The following is a 17,680-nucleotide window of genomic DNA, read 5'->3' on the forward strand; positions in this document are numbered from 1 at the left end:
ATACCGGACTGACATCACTCGGCGGTCTGGGAGCGCGTGTAGCGCGAGACGCCTTCCCTGAGTTCGGCGACGCGGCGCCAGGCTACTTCTTCTTCCCTGCCGAGGTAGTGGTCTACACGTCCCCCGATCGCCTCCGCGGCCTGCTCTGCCCGCTCCGCGACCGCTCTTGCGAGTTCGGCGGCTCGCATGGCTTCGTCAGCCAGTCGCCGCCGGGTGCGTGCACCGCTTGCCGGCGCAAACAGGAGGCCGGCCACCACCCCGAGTGCAAGTCCGGTCATGCAGCCTATCAAGAAGTACTCCAGCCGCTTGCTCATCAGACATCCTCCTCGGGCACGTCGCTCACTTCTCCCTCGGTGAGCACCCGGAAAATGCGCTCTAGGTCCTCTTCTCCGTGGAAATCAATCTCGATCTTGCCCTTCTTCGGAGTCTGCCGCACCCTGACGTTCGTTCCAAGGACACGGCGCAGTTTCCGGGCGACGATCTTGAACGACTTCGGCGTTGCTGGCCGAGGAGCGCTGTCCGCGTGGCCAGCCGCAAACAACCGTGCCAGCGTTTCCACATCGCGCACCGAGAGGCCTTCGTTCTTGGTCTTGTTGGCTAGCTTGACCCTCTGCGCCTCATCGGGAACCGAGAGAATCGCGCGCGCATGCCCCGCGGACAGGGCGCCTGCGTACACCATCTCCTGCACTTCCTCGGGGAGATCGAGCAAGCGCAGCGCATTCGTGACCGCGGAACGGGACTTGGAGACCTTGTCGGCAAGCTCCGCCTGGGTCATCTGATACTCGGTCAACAGGCGCCGGTAGCCTCGCGCCTCTTCGATCGCGTTGAGGTCCTGGCGCTGCAGATTCTCGATAAGCGCAAGTTCAAGCGACGTGGTTTCGTCGGCGGTCATCAGGCGCACTGGAACTCGGTCCAGTCCCGCCGCCCTGGCTGCCCGCCACCGTCTCTCACCTGCGATGATCTGGTAGCCCTCGCCGTGCGCCCTAACGATGATCGGCTGCAAGAGCCCAACCTTGCGGATCGAGTCCGCCAGCTCCGCGATGCCCTCCTCGACCATGTCGGTGCGAGGTTGCTTGGGATTGGGGGCTATCTGATCGATGGCTATCTCGAGCTGTTCGCTCGTCGTCTCCTGGCCGCCACTCGGGATGAGGGCGGACAGTCCTCGGCCGAGTCCGCGCTTAGACACGGGCCACCACTTCCTTCGCTAGGCTCCGGTACGCGTCTGCGCCCTTTCCGTTCGTGTCGTACATTGTTATCGGCAGTCCGAAACTCGGCGCCTCAGACAACCGGACCGTGCGAGGAACGAGGGTGCTGAAGACCTTCTCCTCGAAGAAGTCCCTGACCTCCTCGACGACCTGCTGGGACAGCCGCGTCCGGGAGTCGTACATCGTCATGACAACACCGAAGACTTCCAGTCCTTCATTCAAGTGTCGCTTCACGAGGCGCACGCTGTCGAGCAATTTGGAAAGTCCTTCCAGCGCGTAGTACTCGCACTGGATCGGGATGATCAGACCTTCTGCCGCACTCAAGGCGTTGACTGTCAGAAGCCCCAGCGAGGGAGGACAGTCGATGAAGACGTATTCGAAATCGCCAAGGACCGGCTGGAGGATGCTCTTTAGCTTCGTCTCGCGGCTCATGGCAGAGACCAGTTCGATCTCGGCTCCGGCGAGCTGGATGGTCGAGGGAACTACGAACACATGTTCGATTCCGGCCGACTCGACTATCTCTGCCAGGTCCGTATCTCCAAGAAGCGCATCGTAGACACACAGTTCGCGCTGGTTCTTGTTCAACCCGAACCCGGAGGTGGCGTTTCCTTGCGGATCCAGGTCGACCAACAGCACCTTCTTGCCGAGCTCGCCGAGCGCAGCCGCAAGGTTGACCGCGGTGGTACTCTTCCCCACCCCGCCCTTCTGGTTCACGACAGCGAAGACGCGGGCCCGACTTGGGAGCCCGGTGACTCCATGGGCGTCAGTCACGCCTCTTCCTCTCTGCTTCAGCCGGCAACCGACAGAGCCGATTATAGGTCAACCGTGCAGCGAGGGGAAGCTCAGACCAAGGGCTTCTTCTGGGCCATTCCGGGACGCCTCGGTAGATCGCGGAGCGCCTCGCCGCTCTTCTCGTAGACTACGATCGAACGGCTCTCCCTCTTGCCAGGTAGCTCCAGCTCTCTCACACTCTTCCGTCGCATGCCCACAAGCGCCGCAACCCGATCTCCCCGCTCTATCTCGAACGACGAGGGCGCGCCCTTCATGCTGATCAGCACGCCTTCCTCGCACAGGAGCGGCGCGGCCAGCTCCACCAAGGCGGACAGCTCTGCCACGGCTCGAACGGTGACCGCACCGAATTCGCCCGGGCGGGCCTGGGCCAGCTCCTCGGCCCGCAGTGCAGCCACTTCTATCTGCCCAACGGCTTTGAGTTCCGAGACTACACGTGCCAGGAACTCCGCTTTCTTCCGTACCGACTCCAGAAGGAGAAACCCCCTCCCGGTCACCAGCGATAGTGGTATGCCCGGGAAACCTCCGCCGCTTCCCAAGTCCACGCACGCCCCACGGGTAGTCGAGAGTTCCGGCAAGACGGTCAGCGAGTCTGCGATGTGAAGCCGGAACCCCTCAGTCGGGACGGTTACGGCCGTCAAGCGAACCCGGTCGTTGGCAGCCACCACTGCGAAGAGGTGGCTTGCCAGCTTCTCGAGTATCTCCCCGGAGACCACAACGTCAATCTCGTCGAGCACCTTCCTCAACTCCGAGATCGATTCTCCTGACAGCCTGTTTGGATGTTTCACGTGAAACCCCTCAACCGCGCTACCCACGTGGCCCCGCATCGGATGTTTCACGTGAAACATCCGTAGCCCTGTCGCATCCGCCCTTGAATCATACTCGTACGGCCTCCTTCTGCAAATCGGCCCGCGTAGCGGACCGGCGCTTTCTGCAGTCGCAAAGCGGGAATGGCGTTGCGCTGCCGCAGCGACTGGGATGTTTCACGTGAAACACGCGATCCGCGAACACCGTGCGCGGGAACTCCGCCAAGAAGCCTTGTCTCGGGGGTTCCTGTCGGTCTTCCCGATGTTGTGCGTCACTACGATGTCGTTGCGCCGGCGCCTTCGCACTATCTCGGCCAACAACCCTGGCCCTGCCCCGAAGCACCCCACCGGCAATGCATCGCTCATTCTTCTGGGAACGGGGCGCTCTTGCGCTCCTTCACAGACTGCGAGCGGCGCTCCAATCCTCTGCTGTGAGGTGGTCCATCGGGATCAGCCTGCCCCCTTCGCTACGTGTCGGAGGCTGCCACTGATGACACTGTGCTGGGCCGCCCGCCACGAGCAGGTCGCTCTGCTCACCCGTTGTGCCTCCCCGGAGCCCCGTTCGGTACCAGCTCTGACGTCGCCTCACACAGGATGCCCCGAGAAAGTAGAAGAGGGGCGCCGCTGCGCCCCCCGTGGATACTCTATGATTCCGCTCTTCTACTTCGGGTTGACAACAACCTGGCGAAATGGCTCGTCGCCCTCGCTCGCTGTAACAACTCGCTGATCGTCGCGGAGGAAGACGTGTATCACGCGACGCTCATAGCTGCTCATTGGTCGGAGCTTCACCGCTTGTCCCGTACGTGCGGCTTTGTCTGAGGCGCGTTTCCCGATCTCCTCCAGTTTGGCTCGCCTGCGGTGGCGGTAGCCCTCGACGTCGACCACGACCGGATGCCGGAAGCCCAGGGCGCGGTTGGTCGCCGCGGCCACAAGTGTCTGGAACGCGTCAAGCGTCTTGCCGTGACGGCCGATAAGCACCCCAAGATCGTCTCCAACGATGTCAAGAATGATCTCTCCTTCGTCACCCTCGTACTCTTCAACGGAGGCCTCGATGTCGAAGCTCTTGAGGATCTCCTGGATGCTATTCGCCGCTTTGTCGGCAACCTTGTCCAGATCTTCGTCCGACAACTTCTCAACTGGGCCAGCCTCGTCGCGACCTGAGGGCACGTCCGGCTCCTCAGCATCCACTGTCTCGCGAGGCTCCTGCTTCGCCTGATCCAGTTCGGCGACAAACGCGCCCTTCAGCCACACCCGGACCCTCGCGGTCTTGCCGGTCCCCATCCCGAAGAGCCTGCGGCCGCCCTCCTCCAACACCTCATACTCGACCGCATCCTGCTGGACACCGAGCTCCTCCAGGGCCGCGTCCAGAGCCTCTGGTGTGGTGGGACCTTCCCCGATTGTTTCCCTCTTCATTCCTTTGCTCCCTCACTTCGAGAGTAGAAGCGGATCTGGAGTTGCTGCTGAATCAGACCGAGGATGCTTGAAGTCACCCAGTAGAGCAGCACGCCTGCCGGGCTCACCCAGCCGAAGTACAGCATCATGAAGGCCATCATGAGACCAACCTGCTTCTGCTGGTTCTCGCCGGGCATAAGCTGTTGAGGCAACCAGATGCTCAGACCGAAGAGGACGACCAGAGCAAGGTAGGGAAGTGCAGCAACAATACCCTCTGCTGCGTACATACCACCTGGAGTCAGGGTGATGTCTGGCAGAATTATCCAGAAGGCCTTCGCTGCTGCCTGTTCCGCCCCGGGTAGGGCCGCAAGATGTGCGAGAAGCCTCCCGGGCTTCTCCGCCGTACCTCCTAATACCTGGAAGAGAGCTATGAATATGGGCATCTGGAGAATCAGGGGGAGACAGCCGCCAAATGGGTTCACTTTGTTGTCTTGGTAGAACTTCAGTGTCTCCTCCTGCAGTTTCTCCTTGTCACCCTTGTGCTTCTTCTGAAGCTCCTTGATCTTGGGCTGAATCCTCTGCATCTCATACATCGATCGAGTCTGCTTGAGAGTGAGCGGTGTGAGTGCTACGCGCATCAGTATGGTAAGCAGGATGATGGAGAAGCCATAGTCTCCTGTGACATCATGCAGAGACTGCAGCGCGGCGAAAATCATGTCCTTCACAGCGTTCCACACGGGGCAGGGAACCTCCTTGGTCATGCCGCATTGATGCGGCCTTCACCGCCGGGTGCAGCCCGACGGGTTTCAGTCATGGTACCGGGTCGTGCCCCCCTGGATTCCACGGGTGGCATCGGAAGACCCGCTTGAGGGAAAGCCACCCCCCCTTGAGTACACCGTAGCGCTCCAACGATGTTATCGCATATGTGGAGCATGTGGGTGTGAACCGGCACGAAGGGGGGAAGATGGGGGAGAGCACCTTCTGGTACCCGCGGACAATCAGGACCAGAACCCACCTCATCGCACATCTCCAGCCGGCGTCTGGTCCAGGATGCAGGCAAGTGCGGCCCCCACACTCGATGATCCCGCTGCGCCGGTTCTCTGGTTCGCCAACACTACGACGTCCCAACCGGGCCACTTCACTCCGGCTGCTTTGACGGCACCCCGGAGCACGCGTTTGGCCCTGTTGCGGGCGACCGCCCCTCCGGTCTTCTTCCCGGCGATAAACGCGACGCGGCCCGCCGGGCCGCGTCCATCTGGGGTTCTCGCCACGAGTACGGCGACGAGAGGGTGTGTGGTTCGTTTGGCCTCGCTGAACACTCTGTCGATCTCGCGCGAGGACTTGATCGTGGATAGCACAGTGCCCTCCACGGGCAACCGCGGTTACGCGCTAAGAACCGCGCGGCCCTTGCGCCGGCGGCTTGCCAGAACGGCCCGACCGCCGCTCGTTGACATCCGCTTGCGGAAGCCGTGCCCCTTGCTGCGCTTCCGCCTATTCGGCTGATAGGTTCTCTTCACTGGATCCTCCGTTCGGAGCGCCCTGTGTTCGGGCGCAAAGCCCGATGATTATATCCGCGCCTTGAACGGGCTGTCAACGAACAGGCCTCGCCAGCGGGCCTTTCCTTGCTTCCGAGGGAGATCCACTGTCCCATCGAGAATTGGAGCCCAATCTGTGGATAGTGTGGAAAACCCAGGACTGGCGTTTGTTGAACCTGTGGATAACGTGCATAGTGTCGTTGTTGAGCGCCGTGGTGTTTGTTAGCATCGGCTCTGTTCTATAGACCGTGCGTGCGCCTTCCGCAACCTTGAAAACGCCAGCTCAGGGCCCTATTTGTCTCACCGCATCCGGCGTGCTGTTCATCAGCATACGCCCACATGCGCTCCTTTCGAGCAGGCTTCGGTGCGACATGGTCGTTTCCACAGGGAGCGGGAGTTCTTCCGTCGCAAAGAGTGGCTTGGAAAGCCTTTTTTGATCCGGGATGTCGCTGTCCTGGGGTCCTCTTCGGTCTTCATGGCCGGTTGAGCCTCACTTTTCCACAGTTGTGGAAAGGGTTGTGGATAAAGACGAAATCCGCCTGGTAGTTAGGTTTCATTCTACAGACAGGGGTGCAGTGCGGTGGTGAGTAGATACGGTCTCTTCCTGGGGGGATGCCGGGGCGGCGATTGCGGGTGTGTGTTGAAAAGGGTGTTGGTGTGACGCGAGCTAGTGGAAACCCGAGGGGTGCATGAAATCTTTCTACTCACAGAGTCCCCCCTTCATGATTGCGCCGAACGAGGAGCGGGCGGCCCCCTCTCCCGCGCGCGATCTTGAAGGACCGCTTGCTTTCACCGCGTGTGTGGCAGTCTATGATTCACTCGCTGCCGCGCCGCAGATCCACGATGTCTCCGCTGCTGACGCTTCGGATCTCATCGGGGCTCTGTCCGGCTCGGCCTACGCGCTTGCCCGGGACGCGGGCGGTCCGATACCGTACACGGTCATCCGGGAAATCGTGGAGAACTACATACATGCTGACTTTCAAGACACCGTGGTTTCGATAATGGAGGGTGGGCGCGTTGTAACCTTCTCTGACCACGGTCCGGGGATAGTCGACAAGGCGACGGCCTTGCGGCCGGGCTTCTCCACGGCTACCAACGACATGCGCCGATACATCAGGGGCGTCGGTTCCGGACTGCCTATCGTCAACGAGTTCCTCTCTTTGAATGGTGGGGCATTGGACATCGAAGACAACCTTGGCTCGGGGACTGTGATCACCCTGCGGGCCGTGTCGGAGAAGCCCACTCCGGGCACAGGTGCCGCTACTCAGAATGGGCCCGTTCTTGCAGGATCCCTTCCCTCTGACTTTCCTCGGTTGACCACACGTCAGAAGCGGGTGCTCTCTCTTGTGATGGAGATCGGGGATGTCGGCCCGACACTCGTTTCCAAGGAACTCGGGGTCGGCCTTTCCACTGCATATCGCGACCTGGCCTTTCTTGAGGAGCGCGGGTTGATTTCCTCGGACGAGGGTGGAAAACGGTGTCTTACTTTGTTTGGTTCTGAATTCCTCGATGCTCTGTTTGGGTGAATGGATGGTTCATGGTGCTGCAGGAAGCTGAAAACGTGGTGGGTGCTGCCGGTGAGATATGGGACCGTGTTCTTGGGGTTGTCAAAGAGGAGCTCAACACTCCCACCTTCAAGACATGGTTCGAGCACACCTCTCCGGTTGTCGTCGACAGCGGGCGGCTTGTGGTGGCCGTCCAGAATGACTTCGCTCGCGACTGGCTCGAGTCTCGGTACGCAGGACTCTTGCGTTCCGCCTTGCTTCAGGTCACTGGATCTCCTCTCGAGCTCGAGTTCACGATTGACGCGGAGGCTTCTTCTGCGCCGCTGGTTGTAGAACCCGCGGCTGAGGTTTCCCTTGAGGCGCCTTCCTCTCATATAGATACTCGCGAGCGTATGCCTTCTCATTCATCGGCCGACTACTCCACCTTCAACCCCAAGTACTCCTTCGACTCCTTTGTGATTGGAGCCTCGAATCGCTTCGCTCACGCTGCCTCGCTCGCTGTAGCCGAGGCGCCTGGTCGCGCCTATAACCCCCTCTTTGTATACGGGGGTGTGGGGCTCGGGAAGACTCATCTTCTTCAAGCGATCGGGAGATATGTACAGCAGAGCTTCCCGCACTTGAAGGTGAAGTACGTCTCAACTGAGCAGTTCACGAACGATTTCATCAACTCGATCGGCGACCGGGACAAGAAGCGCATCGATGGCTTCAGGCGGCAATATCGCACCAATGATGTTCTCCTGGTAGACGACATCCAGTTCCTGAAGGGCAAAGAGGGAACCCAGGAGGAGTTCTTTCACACCTTCAACACACTGCAGCAGGCCGGTAAGCAGGTCATCTTGTCATCCGATAGGCCCCCGAAGGATATTGCGACGCTCGAGGAGCGTCTTAGAAGTCGTTTCGAGATGGGTCTGATAACCGACATCCAGCCACCCGACCTGGAGACAAGGATTGCGATTCTCAAGAGGAAGGTCGAGGCGGAGCACCTTGATGTTCCCTACGCCGTCCTCTCTTTCGTCGCCGATCGCGTGTCTTCGAACATCAGAGAACTCGAAGGGGCGCTGATCCGTGTTGTTGCGTTCAGTTCTCTCACGCGACACGCTGTTTCCCTCGAGCTGGCGCAGAATGTATTGAAGGATATCTTTCCTGAGCGGTCGATGCGCCCGATTTCGATTTCCTCCATTCAGAAGGAGGCCTGCAAGTTCTACTCTCTCAGCCACGCGGAGTTGGTTGGAAACAAGAGGTCCCAGGCAATTGTCTATCCTCGGCAGATAGCGATGTACCTATCTCGTGAGTTGACGGATATGTCTCTTCCGCGTATCGGATCTGAATTCGGAGGAAGAGACCACACCACCGTCATGCACGCAACGGCGAAGATCACGAAACTCATGAACGCAGAGAGAGATGTCTATAACCAGATACAGGCTCTTACGAACCAGATCCGCCAGAAGAGCTGAGAGAGACCTGTGGAGGAGAGCGTGGAGTTATTCGGGAGAAGGTGGGGAAAAGGGTTGTTCCCTGTTGATAGGATACTGAGGCTGTGGGATGTGTGGACGCTTGGGAGCACCGTTTCAACAAGTCTTGCACAGTAGATACTCCCGCACCCAACAGGGAAGAGGGGTCTTCTTAACTTCTTCCACAGGCCTTATTACTACTACTGTTTACCTTTATGTACTAAGAGAGGACCAATAATGAGATTTACGGTCGCGCGGGGCGAACTTCTGGAATCCTTGTCGGCAGCAAGTAGAGGTCTATCCTCTCGCTCCACGCTTCCCATCCTCTCTGGAATCCTTGTTTCGTCAAAAGGGAGTGAGGTTGTGTTTCAGGCAACAGACCTGGAGATATCAGTCCGGAGTTCTGTTGCGGCGAACGTTGAGAAGGAGGGACAGGCAGTCCTCCCCGGGAAACTCATCTCAGATATCGTGAGATCCCTTCCGGAAGCTGCTGTCACGGTATTCCTTGAAGGGGATACTGCTTCGATAGCCTGCGGGCAGTCTTCCTTCACGGTGAAGACCCTGCCTGCCGATGATTTTCCGAAGTTTCCCGAGGTGTCAGCTGACACACAGATCGACGTCCCAACAAAAGTTCTGTCATCGGTAGCCTCTCGAGTATCCAGGGCGGTTTCAAGAGACGAGACCCGCCCTGTCCTGACGGGAGTCCTGGTTGTCGTTGATGGGCCATCGCTACGGATGGTGGCGACGGATTCTTATCGTTTAGCCGTGAAGGAAATCATCCTTGAGAAGAGCGGACCCACACTGGAGGTTGTGATTCCCGGGAAAGCACTTGATGAAGTGTCTCGCCTTTCGGCGGGAACAGAGAGCGTTCATATAGGGGTGGCAGAGAACCAGGTCTCCTTCTCCTTCGGAACAACCGTCTTTGTGACCAGAAGAATCGAAGGTACCTTCCCAAACTACAAGCAGCTGATCCCCAAAGAGACCGAAACAACGGTGCTTGTCGGGAGAGAAGACCTCTACGCCGCTGTGAAGAGAGTCTCTCTCCTGGCCCAACAGAACACGCCCTTGCGCCTGAGTGTGAGCGCCGAGGACCAGACACTCAGCCTCTCTGCCACGACCCAGGACATCGGAGACGCCTCGGAAGACCTCATGGTGTCTGCCTCCGGGCCCGATGTCGAGATAGCCTTCAACCACGCATTCCTCGCCGACGGGCTGAACTCGACCGACTCAGAGAGCGTCTCGGTGGAGATAGTGAGCCCCCTCAAGCCTGGAGTAATAAGGGCCAAGGAAGACGAGGGGTTCTTGTACCTGCTGATGCCGGTCCGCCTCGGGTGAGAGGCGGCCTGTGGGGCTCACCGTCACAAGACTGACTCTGTCGGATTTCAGAAACTACGAGTACAAGAGACTCGGCCTTTCCGGGAATCTCACGATTCTTGTCGGTCCCAACGCAACCGGGAAGACCTCCATGATAGAGGCCCTCCAGCTCCTAACGTCCGGGAGGTCGTTTCGCAAACCGGCCACGATCGACCTGGTGAGAAGAGGGGCGGCAGAGGCGCGTGTGACTCTCGAAGCCAGCCAGGGCTCAAGGCGCGCTGAGACGGAACTCCGCGTGACCGCCGACGGAGTCCGGAGCTACCTCCTCAATGGCAAGAGCGTCCGCGGGAGGAGAGAGATCGCAGGTACCCTGCCCTCCGTGGTGTTCACGCCGGACGACATTTCGGTCGTCAAGGGGCCGTCAGACGGGAGAAGGGCCACGGTCGACACCCTCGGAGAACAACTCTCCAGGACATACGGCGCACTCCGGCGAGAGTATGAGCGGGCGCTTAGACACCGGAACGCGCTTCTCAAAGAGGGAAGGAGCAGCGCCTCTCTCGAGGTATGGAGCGAAACGCTGGCGGATCTCGGTGCGAGTCTGTCACACCACCGGGCCCGGTTGTTGGAGCGGGTGGAAAGCGTGGCGCGGGGGGTGTACGAGACGGTGTCGTCCGGCGAGGAGCTGTCAGTCCGCTATGAGATGCCATGGCTTCCCCCGGGCCAAGGAAACAGCGACAAGAAGGCGGTCAAGGAGGCGCTCCTTGGCGAACTTAGAAGAAGAGCCGAGGAGGAGGTGCGGCGGGGAATGACCCTTTCGGGACCCCATCGGGACGACATCGTCTTCCAGGTAGACGGGAGTGAAGCAAGGGCGTTCGCGTCGCAGGGGCAGCAGCGGTCAATCGTGCTGGCGTGGAAGATAGCCGAGGTTTCGGTGATAGAGGAGGTGACGGGTGAGACGCCGCTTCTCCTGCTCGATGATGTCATGTCAGAACTCGACGGGTCCCGGAGAGAGGCCCTGGCGGCCCTGGTAGGAGGACACACCCAGACCGTGGTGACGACGGCAAACCTCCAGTACTTCTCTTCCGAGCTCCTTGAATCAGCCGAAGTGGTGATGTTGCCGTGAGGCGCCATGGAAAGGAAGTTGTCCTTGGCGGAGGGCTCAGGGACGCGGTTCGGCGTCTCGGGGGAACAGACCGCGTCCAAGAGGCCGACCTCGCGCGCATCTGGGTGCATGTCGTGGGGGATGATATCGCGAGGCACACCCACATTCTCGGATCACGCAAAGGGGAGCTTCTGGTTGGCGTAGATTCTCCGGTATGGGCGACCGAGCTGTCGGCACTCTCAGAGAGGTTTCGAACCGCACTCAATTCAGAGATTGGTCAGGAGACGGTCAAGGAGATGCGATTCACTGTCTCCAAGAGCGTGGGTATGGAGCGCGAGAGGGAAAAGGACGAGGGTATGGCGTCCCAAGGATGGACCCAGAAGGTAGACCCGATCCCTCTCAGTGAAGAAGAGAGGGCGGGAATCAAGAGAGCATTCGAAGGGGTCTCTGACGACAGCCTGCGGGAAGCCGCCGTCCGTGCCGCCGTCAGGGGTCTGGAATGGAAAAGGGGCGAAGAGGCCCCCAACGGCCCGCACGAAGCGCCTGGTGGCTCGACAGAGCACGAATAGGCGCTTGAACCCCACAGGTTGTGCTAAAATGAGGGCGGAGACCACAACATCTCGTGGTTGCTCCTCGGCGGTTTCCCCGGCACGACGGCGCAAGAAGGAGTCAGTGTGTCCAAGAGCACGTATTCGGGCAAGGATATCCAGGTACTCGAGGGTCTTGAAGCGGTACGAAAGCGTCCAAGCATGTACATCGGCTCCACCGGGCCGAAGGGCTTGCACCACCTCGTGTACGAGGTCGTCGACAACTCTGTGGACGAAGCGCTTGCCGGCGAGTGTACGGCGGTCGAGATCACCATCCATGCTGACGACTCCATAACCGTTGTCGACAACGGCCGCGGCATACCGGTCGACAACGTCCCGAAGTACCGCAAGCCGGCGGTCGAAGTCGTGCTTACCATCCTGCATGCCGGCGGCAAGTTCGGCGGCGAGGGCTACAAGGTCTCCGGCGGGCTCCACGGGGTCGGCGTCTCTGTCGTGAACGCGCTGTCGAAGAGGCTGGAAGTCGAGGTCAAGAGAGAGGGCCAGATCTGGGCTCAGGCGTACGAGTACGGCCGACCGATGGGGCCGCTCAAGGCTATCGGGAAGTCAAAGGCCCAAGGAACGACGGTGACGTTCTGGCCGGACGAGGAAATCTTCGAGACGACCCACTACGATTTCGACACGATCTCCACCCGCATGCGCGAGACGGCGTTCCTCAACAAGAACCTCAAGATAACGCTCACCGACGAGCGCGAGCTGGAGCCGCGTCAAGAGGAGTTTCGGTACGCCGGAGGCATCATCGACTTCGTGAAGTACCTCAACGAGAAGAAGGAAACGATTCACAACAAGGTCATCTACTGGGAGGCTGAAGCGAATGAGGGCCATGTTGAGGTTGCGCTCCAGTGGAACACGGGCTACTCGGACGCGGTCCTCGCGTTCGCCAACAACATCAACACGCACGAAGGCGGAACACACCTCGAGGGCTTCAAGAACGCCCTGACCCGCACGATCAATGACTACGCGCGTCGCCAGGGCATCCTGAAGGAGAAGGACGAAAACCTGTCAGGGGAGGACGCTCGCGAGGGTCTCGCGGCGATCATCTCGGTCAAGCTCAGGGAGCCGCAGTTCGAGGGCCAGACGAAGACCAAGCTCGGGAACACCGAGCTGCGCGGTTTCGTGCAGGCGACGATGACGCAGGCGCTGTCCGAGTACCTCGAGGAGCACCCCAAACCCGCGCGGGCGATCATAGGAAAGGCCTCGCAGGCGGCGAAAGCACGCGCGGCTGCGCGCAAGGCCCGGGAGCTCACGCGCCGCAAAGGGCTTCTTGAGTCATCCACGCTGCCGGGCAAGCTGGCGGACTGCTCGATTCGCGAGCCGGAACTCACAGAGATATTCCTGGTTGAGGGCGACTCCGCGGGAGGCTCCGCGAAGCAGGCCCGTGACCGCTCGTTCCAGGCGATCCTGCCGCTCAAGGGCAAGATTCTCAACGTGGAGAAGGCCGGCATAAACCGGGCGCTCGCCTCGGACGAGATTCAGGCGATGATCACCGCTCTTGGGACGAGCATCGCCGAGGAGTTCGACCTGGAGCAGGCCCGATACCACAAGGCGATCATCATGACCGACGCCGACGTCGACGGAGCACACATCAGGTGCCTGATACTGACGTTCTTTTACCGGTACATGCGAGAGATGATCGAGGCGGGATATGTCTACATCGCGCAACCGCCGCTCTACAAGATAAGCGTCGGCAAGAAGCACGAGTATGCGTACAACGATCGGCAGCTGCAGCAGACACTGGCCCGTCTTCCCGAAGACAAGAAGTACGGCATCCAGCGGTACAAGGGTCTCGGCGAGATGAACCCGGAGCAGCTCTGGGACACAACGATGGACCCGTCGAGGCGCACCCTCATGCAGGTGACGGTGGACGATGCCCTTGCGGCCGAGAAGTCCTTCGCAGACCTGATGGGCGACAACGTGGAGCCGCGCAAGGAGTTCATTCAGCGGCACGCCAAGGACGTAAGGTTCCTGGACATCTGACGGGAGAGAATCGGATGGACGATAGTCCAGGACGACGCGAGGCGAGCAAGTTCGAGCCGCCTCCCTGGGAGCGGGAACAGTTCGAGGAACTCCAGCGACTGAGGACCGAAGAAGAGAGAGGGCCCGAAGCCGAGGAACCACAGGCGGCGGTCCCTGACCGCGAGCAACCCGGTGAGGTCGCGGAGTCCGCAGCTGTCGCAGCGGTCGCCAAGGAGAAGCCTACGGTGGATGAGGCCGAGACGGAGAGAATGCTGGCGATACTCTCCGTCGAGGAGCCGCCCACCCACCGGGGTTTCTGGCGGATAGGGCTAGCGGCCTCGGCGTTTCTGGTTGTGCTGGGCGGAGTCCTGATGATCTGGGGCATCGTGGGCCTGATGAGGACGATCGACTCAGGACCAGCAGGCGTCCTGGGCGGTTCGATCATGATCACGATGGGCGCGGGCTTCATCAGCATAGGAGCGTGGACTGCGTACCGCAGTCTCCAACAGCGAGGAGTGCTCTAAGTGTCAGACGAGATGACCGGGACTACTATTCTGCCGATCGATATCCAAGACGAGCTGCGCAGTTCGTTCCTTGAGTACTCGATGAGCGTCATCGTCGCGCGCGCTCTGCCGGATGTGCGAGACGGCCTGAAGCCGGTCCACCGACGGATTCTCTACGCCATGAACGAGTCCGGGCTGACCCCGGGCCGCGCATACAAGAAGTCAGCGTGGACGGTCGGCGAAGTCATCGGCAAGTACCACCCTCACGGAGACCAGGCCGTCTACGACACCATGGTGCGCATGGCCCAGGAGTTCGCGATGCGAGTTCCGCTCGTCGACGGCCACGGCAACTTCGGATCGGTCGATGGTGACTCTGCTGCGGCCATGCGCTACACGGAAGCACGGCTCCACCGCATCACCATGGAGCTGCTGCGCGACCTCGACAAAGAGACGGTAGACTTCGGCCCCAACTACGACGAGTCACTCGAAGAACCCCTCGTCCTGCCGGCCCGCTATCCCAACCTGCTCGTGAACGGCAGCTCCGGTATCGCCGTCGGTATGGCCACGAACATCCCGCCGCACAACCTCGGCGAGATCATCGATGGCGTCACGATGATCATCGACAATCCGGACGCGACCGCCGCCGACCTCATGAAGATCATCCCGGGCCCGGACTTCCCGACCGGTGGGACGATCATGGGTCGTGAAGGCATAGCGGACGCGTATGCGACAGGGCGCGGGTCGCTCAAGGTGCGCGGCAAGGCACACATAGAGCAGACCTCGACCGGACGGACCCGCATCATCATCACCGAGATCCCGTACACGGTGAACAAGTCCAAGCTCGTCACCAAGATCGCCGATCTGGTCCGGGAGAAGAAGCTCACCGAAATATCCGACCTGCGTGACGAGTCGGACCGCAAAGGTATGCGCGTCGTCATCGAGCTCAAGACGACCTGCGTGCCGCAGGTGGTGCTCAACAAGCTCTACAAGCACACATCACTACAGACTGGGTTCGGCGTCATCATGCTCGCGCTCGTCGATGGCGTACCGCGCACACTCACGCTCCCCGAGATGCTCAAGTACTACGTCGAGCACCAGAAGGAGGTCGTGACCCGGCGGACCCGATACGAGCTCCGCAAAGCCGAGGAGCGCGCCCACATACTGGACGGCTACGTCATCGCCCTCGACAACATCGATGAGGTCATCCAGATCATCAAGTCGAGCGAAGACGACCAGATGGCCAAGAGTCGTCTCATAGAACGCTTCGGTCTTTCCGAAACCCAGACCGATGCGATTCTCGAGATGCGGCTGCGCCGCCTCACCGGTCTGGAGCGCCACAAGATCGAAGACGAACTCGCCGAACTCCGGGAGAAGATCGCCTGGTACACGAAGATCCTCGGCGATATCAATCTCGTTCTGCAGATCATCAAGGAAGAGATGGCCGAGGTTCGCCAGAAGTTCGCGAACAAGCGCCGCACGGAGATTGCGGGGGCCGCGCGCGACCTCGATGTCGAGGACCTCATTGCCGAGGAAGACATGGTCGTCACGATCACCAAGGCCGGCTACGTGAAACGACTCCCGGTGGCCACGTACCGCCAGCAGAAACGCGGGGGCAAGGGGATAGCGGGTGTCAACCTGCGGGACAACGACTTCGTTGAGCAGCTCTTCATCAGCTCGACTCACGAGTTCGTGCTGTTCTTCTCGACGAAGGGTAAGGTCTACCGCCTGAAGGTCCATGAGCTTCCGGTGGGAGGCCGCCATGCGCGCGGGACTGCCGCTGTGAACCTGCTGCCATTCGAGCAGGACGAGAAGATCGCGGCCGTCATCACCACACGCGAATTCGCCGACGACGAGTACCTGCTGTTCGCAACGAAACTGGGCATGGTCAAGAAGACTGCGCTCGAGGCGTATAACCGCTCTCGCCGGGACGGCATCATCGCCATCAACCTGCGCGACGATGACGAGCTCATCGCCGTGCGTCGCGTCCGCGACGGGGAGAAGGTCATGATGGTCTCCTCGGCAGGGAAGGCCATCACCTGGGACGAGAGCGACGCCAGGCCGATGGGACGCGACACGATGGGTGTGCGGGGCATTCATGTGAAGGAGGGCGAGGCTGTCCTTGGCATGGAGATCGCGCCGGAAGGCAGCGAGCTGTTCGTCGTGACGGAGCACGGCTATGGCAAACGGACGCCGGTCGGCGACTACCCGGTGCAGAAGCGCGGCGGAATGGGCGTCAAGACCATCCAGGTCACGGAGAAGAAGGGCCCGCTCGCGGGCATGAAGATCGTCCAGTCGCAGCACGAGCTCATGCTCATCTCCGAGGAGGGCGTCGTCATCCGCGTGAAGGCGGGCGACATCTCGAGTCTTGGGCGCTCGACTCAGGGCGTGAAGGTCATGAACGTGTCGGCCACCGACTGTGTTTCCGCGATAGCGCGCGTGGCGGCCGGACGCAAGAAGAAGCCGAAGACGGCGCCCGAGGGCCAGGAGTCGCTGCTCGAGCAGGATGCTTCCGGGGTCGCCGCGGGCGAACTTGACGACCGCGAAGCCGAAGCCGAAGCACTCGCGAGCGAGGAGTTCGACGACGTCGAGGACGATGAGGAATAGCGCGAGGTGCACCCGGCCCACGACGCGGCGACGAGGGGACGCCTCCTCGTGACTGAACAGACATCCTCCCAGGGCGGGGCCGGAGCCGAGTCCGGCCCCGCCCTCCCATTGCGCGCCGTTCTGTTCGATCTCGACGGAACGCTCATCGATACGGTGGCGCTCATCCTGGCTTCGATGCGGCATGCGACCGAGGCCGTCCTTGGCGCGGCGCTTCCTGACGAGGTCCTGATGCAAGGCGTTGGGATCCCGCTCGACACGCAGATGCGCGCGATCTCGCCGGACCACGCCGAGGAGCTGCTTCTCGCATATCGGGAGCACAACTGGGAGGTCCACGACGAACTGATCGCGGAATACCCGGGAACCGAGGAGGTGCTCGTGGAGCTGGCCCGCCGGGGTCTGCCGATGGGCATCGTCACCTCGAAGAGCCGTCGCGTGGCGATGCGCGGGATTGAGCGTTTCAACCTCGCGCGGTACTTCGAGGTGATCGTGTGTTCGGACGATACCGAGGTGCACAAGCCCGACCCGCTCCCGCTCGAGCTTGCGGCGGATCAGCTCGGAGTTCGCTTGTCGCAGTGTGCCTACGTCGGCGACAGTCCCTACGACATGCAGGCGGCGCTGGCCGGTGGGGCGTACGCGATCGCCGCGCTCTGGGGAGCGTCTTCCGCCGAGGAGATGCTCGCCCCGGGACCCGATGTCGCACTTGAGAGCATCGCCGAGCTGTCTGATGTGGACACAGCACGTATTGCGGGACAACTCGGCGAGAGAGTGGAACACTAAGGAAGCGTCAAACAACAAGTAGGAGATTGGCTGGTGATGTCGAAGTAAGATCGTATGATCAACGAGCATGCGATCGGAGAGCGCTATCGGGCGCTCGCGGGAGAGTTCGATGAGAGACGTCGACGCCTGTGGGCGG

The 17,680-nt window shown here is 60.8% G+C and carries 18 protein-coding genes; 9 read left to right on the top strand and 9 right to left on the bottom strand.

Going from position 1 to position 17,680, the window contains the following annotated elements; all coding sequences use genetic code 11:
• Window positions 1–14: 14 nt before the first annotated feature.
• The 9 genes from Q8K99_12530 to rpmH all read right to left on the bottom strand — a co-directional run bounded on the left by Q8K99_12530 (window position 15) and on the right by rpmH (window position 5,709).
• Window positions 15–314, bottom strand: coding sequence for a YtxH domain-containing protein (locus Q8K99_12530; GenBank protein ID MDP2183380.1), 300 nt, complete (start codon window positions 312–314; stop codon window positions 15–17).
• Window positions 314–1,186: a ParB/RepB/Spo0J family partition protein gene (locus Q8K99_12535; GenBank protein ID MDP2183381.1), complete on the bottom strand. Its 873-nt coding sequence runs from the start codon at window positions 1,184–1,186 to the stop codon at window positions 314–316. The genes Q8K99_12530 and Q8K99_12535 overlap by 1 nt, the downstream gene beginning before the upstream one ends.
• The gene (locus Q8K99_12540) at window positions 1,179–1,976 is read right to left on the bottom strand and encodes an AAA family ATPase (protein ID MDP2183382.1); all 798 of its coding nucleotides are present in this window, start codon (window positions 1,974–1,976) and stop codon (window positions 1,179–1,181) included. Before Q8K99_12540 ends, Q8K99_12535 begins: the two co-directional genes overlap by 8 nt.
• A 71-nt stretch (window positions 1,977–2,047) precedes the next feature.
• On the bottom strand, window positions 2,048–2,833 hold the full coding sequence (gene rsmG / locus Q8K99_12545; protein MDP2183383.1) for a 16S rRNA (guanine(527)-N(7))-methyltransferase RsmG: 786 nt from the start codon (window positions 2,831–2,833) through the stop codon (window positions 2,048–2,050).
• Between the two features lie 627 nt (window positions 2,834–3,460).
• On the bottom strand, window positions 3,461–4,213 hold the full coding sequence (gene jag / locus Q8K99_12550; protein MDP2183384.1) for an RNA-binding cell elongation regulator Jag/EloR: 753 nt from the start codon (window positions 4,211–4,213) through the stop codon (window positions 3,461–3,463).
• Entirely contained in the window at window positions 4,210–4,953 is a 744-nt protein-coding gene (locus Q8K99_12555) for a YidC/Oxa1 family membrane protein insertase (protein ID MDP2183385.1), read from the bottom strand. Before Q8K99_12555 ends, jag begins: the two co-directional genes overlap by 4 nt.
• A gap of 49 nt (window positions 4,954–5,002) precedes the next feature.
• Window positions 5,003–5,212, bottom strand: a complete 210-nt coding sequence (gene yidD / locus Q8K99_12560; GenBank protein MDP2183386.1) for a membrane protein insertion efficiency factor YidD — start codon at window positions 5,210–5,212, stop codon at window positions 5,003–5,005.
• Window positions 5,209–5,550, bottom strand: a complete 342-nt coding sequence (gene rnpA, locus Q8K99_12565) for a ribonuclease P protein component (protein ID MDP2183387.1) — start codon at window positions 5,548–5,550, stop codon at window positions 5,209–5,211. Before rnpA ends, yidD begins: the two co-directional genes overlap by 4 nt.
• Before the next feature lie 24 nt (window positions 5,551–5,574).
• Window positions 5,575–5,709, bottom strand: coding sequence for a 50S ribosomal protein L34 (gene rpmH / locus Q8K99_12570; GenBank protein ID MDP2183388.1), 135 nt, complete (start codon window positions 5,707–5,709; stop codon window positions 5,575–5,577).
• 740 nt (window positions 5,710–6,449) lie between these two features.
• Between rpmH and Q8K99_12575 the strand changes: the two genes are divergently transcribed.
• The 9 genes from Q8K99_12575 (at window position 6,450) to Q8K99_12615 (ending at window position 17,544) form a co-directional block, all read left to right on the top strand.
• Window positions 6,450–7,253, top strand: coding sequence for an ATP-binding protein (locus Q8K99_12575; protein ID MDP2183389.1), 804 nt, complete (start codon window positions 6,450–6,452; stop codon window positions 7,251–7,253).
• A gap of 11 nt (window positions 7,254–7,264) precedes the next feature.
• Window positions 7,265–8,686 (top strand): chromosomal replication initiator protein DnaA, encoded by a 1,422-nt coding sequence (dnaA, locus tag Q8K99_12580; GenBank protein MDP2183390.1) that lies wholly within the window; start codon window positions 7,265–7,267, stop codon window positions 8,684–8,686.
• A gap of 234 nt (window positions 8,687–8,920) precedes the next feature.
• Complete coding sequence (gene dnaN / locus Q8K99_12585; GenBank protein ID MDP2183391.1) at window positions 8,921–10,018, top strand: DNA polymerase III subunit beta; 1,098 nt, start codon at window positions 8,921–8,923, stop codon at window positions 10,016–10,018.
• Between the two features lie 10 nt (window positions 10,019–10,028).
• On the top strand, window positions 10,029–11,120 hold the full coding sequence (gene recF, locus Q8K99_12590) for a DNA replication and repair protein RecF (protein MDP2183392.1): 1,092 nt from the start codon (window positions 10,029–10,031) through the stop codon (window positions 11,118–11,120).
• Window positions 11,117–11,668: a DUF721 domain-containing protein gene (locus tag Q8K99_12595; protein ID MDP2183393.1), complete on the top strand. Its 552-nt coding sequence runs from the start codon at window positions 11,117–11,119 to the stop codon at window positions 11,666–11,668. The genes recF and Q8K99_12595 overlap by 4 nt, the downstream gene beginning before the upstream one ends.
• Window positions 11,669–11,773: 105 nt before the next feature.
• Complete coding sequence (gyrB, locus tag Q8K99_12600; GenBank protein ID MDP2183394.1) at window positions 11,774–13,681, top strand: DNA topoisomerase (ATP-hydrolyzing) subunit B; 1,908 nt, start codon at window positions 11,774–11,776, stop codon at window positions 13,679–13,681.
• Window positions 13,682–13,695: 14 nt separating this feature from the next.
• Window positions 13,696–14,184 carry a hypothetical protein gene (locus Q8K99_12605; GenBank protein MDP2183395.1) on the top strand — a complete coding sequence of 163 codons (489 nt, stop codon included), beginning with the start codon at window positions 13,696–13,698 and terminating at the stop codon, window positions 14,182–14,184.
• A 12-nt stretch (window positions 14,185–14,196) separates the two neighbouring features.
• Window positions 14,197–16,767, top strand: coding sequence for a DNA gyrase subunit A (gene gyrA, locus Q8K99_12610; GenBank protein ID MDP2183396.1), 2,571 nt, complete (start codon window positions 14,197–14,199; stop codon window positions 16,765–16,767).
• A gap of 48 nt (window positions 16,768–16,815) precedes the next feature.
• Window positions 16,816–17,544: an HAD-IA family hydrolase gene (locus Q8K99_12615; protein ID MDP2183397.1), complete on the top strand. Its 729-nt coding sequence runs from the start codon at window positions 16,816–16,818 to the stop codon at window positions 17,542–17,544.
• Window positions 17,545–17,680 lie beyond the last annotated feature (136 nt).

Source organism: Actinomycetota bacterium, from assembly GCA_030682655.1.
Lineage (GTDB): Bacteria > Actinomycetota > Coriobacteriia > Anaerosomatales > JAUXNU01 > JAUXNU01.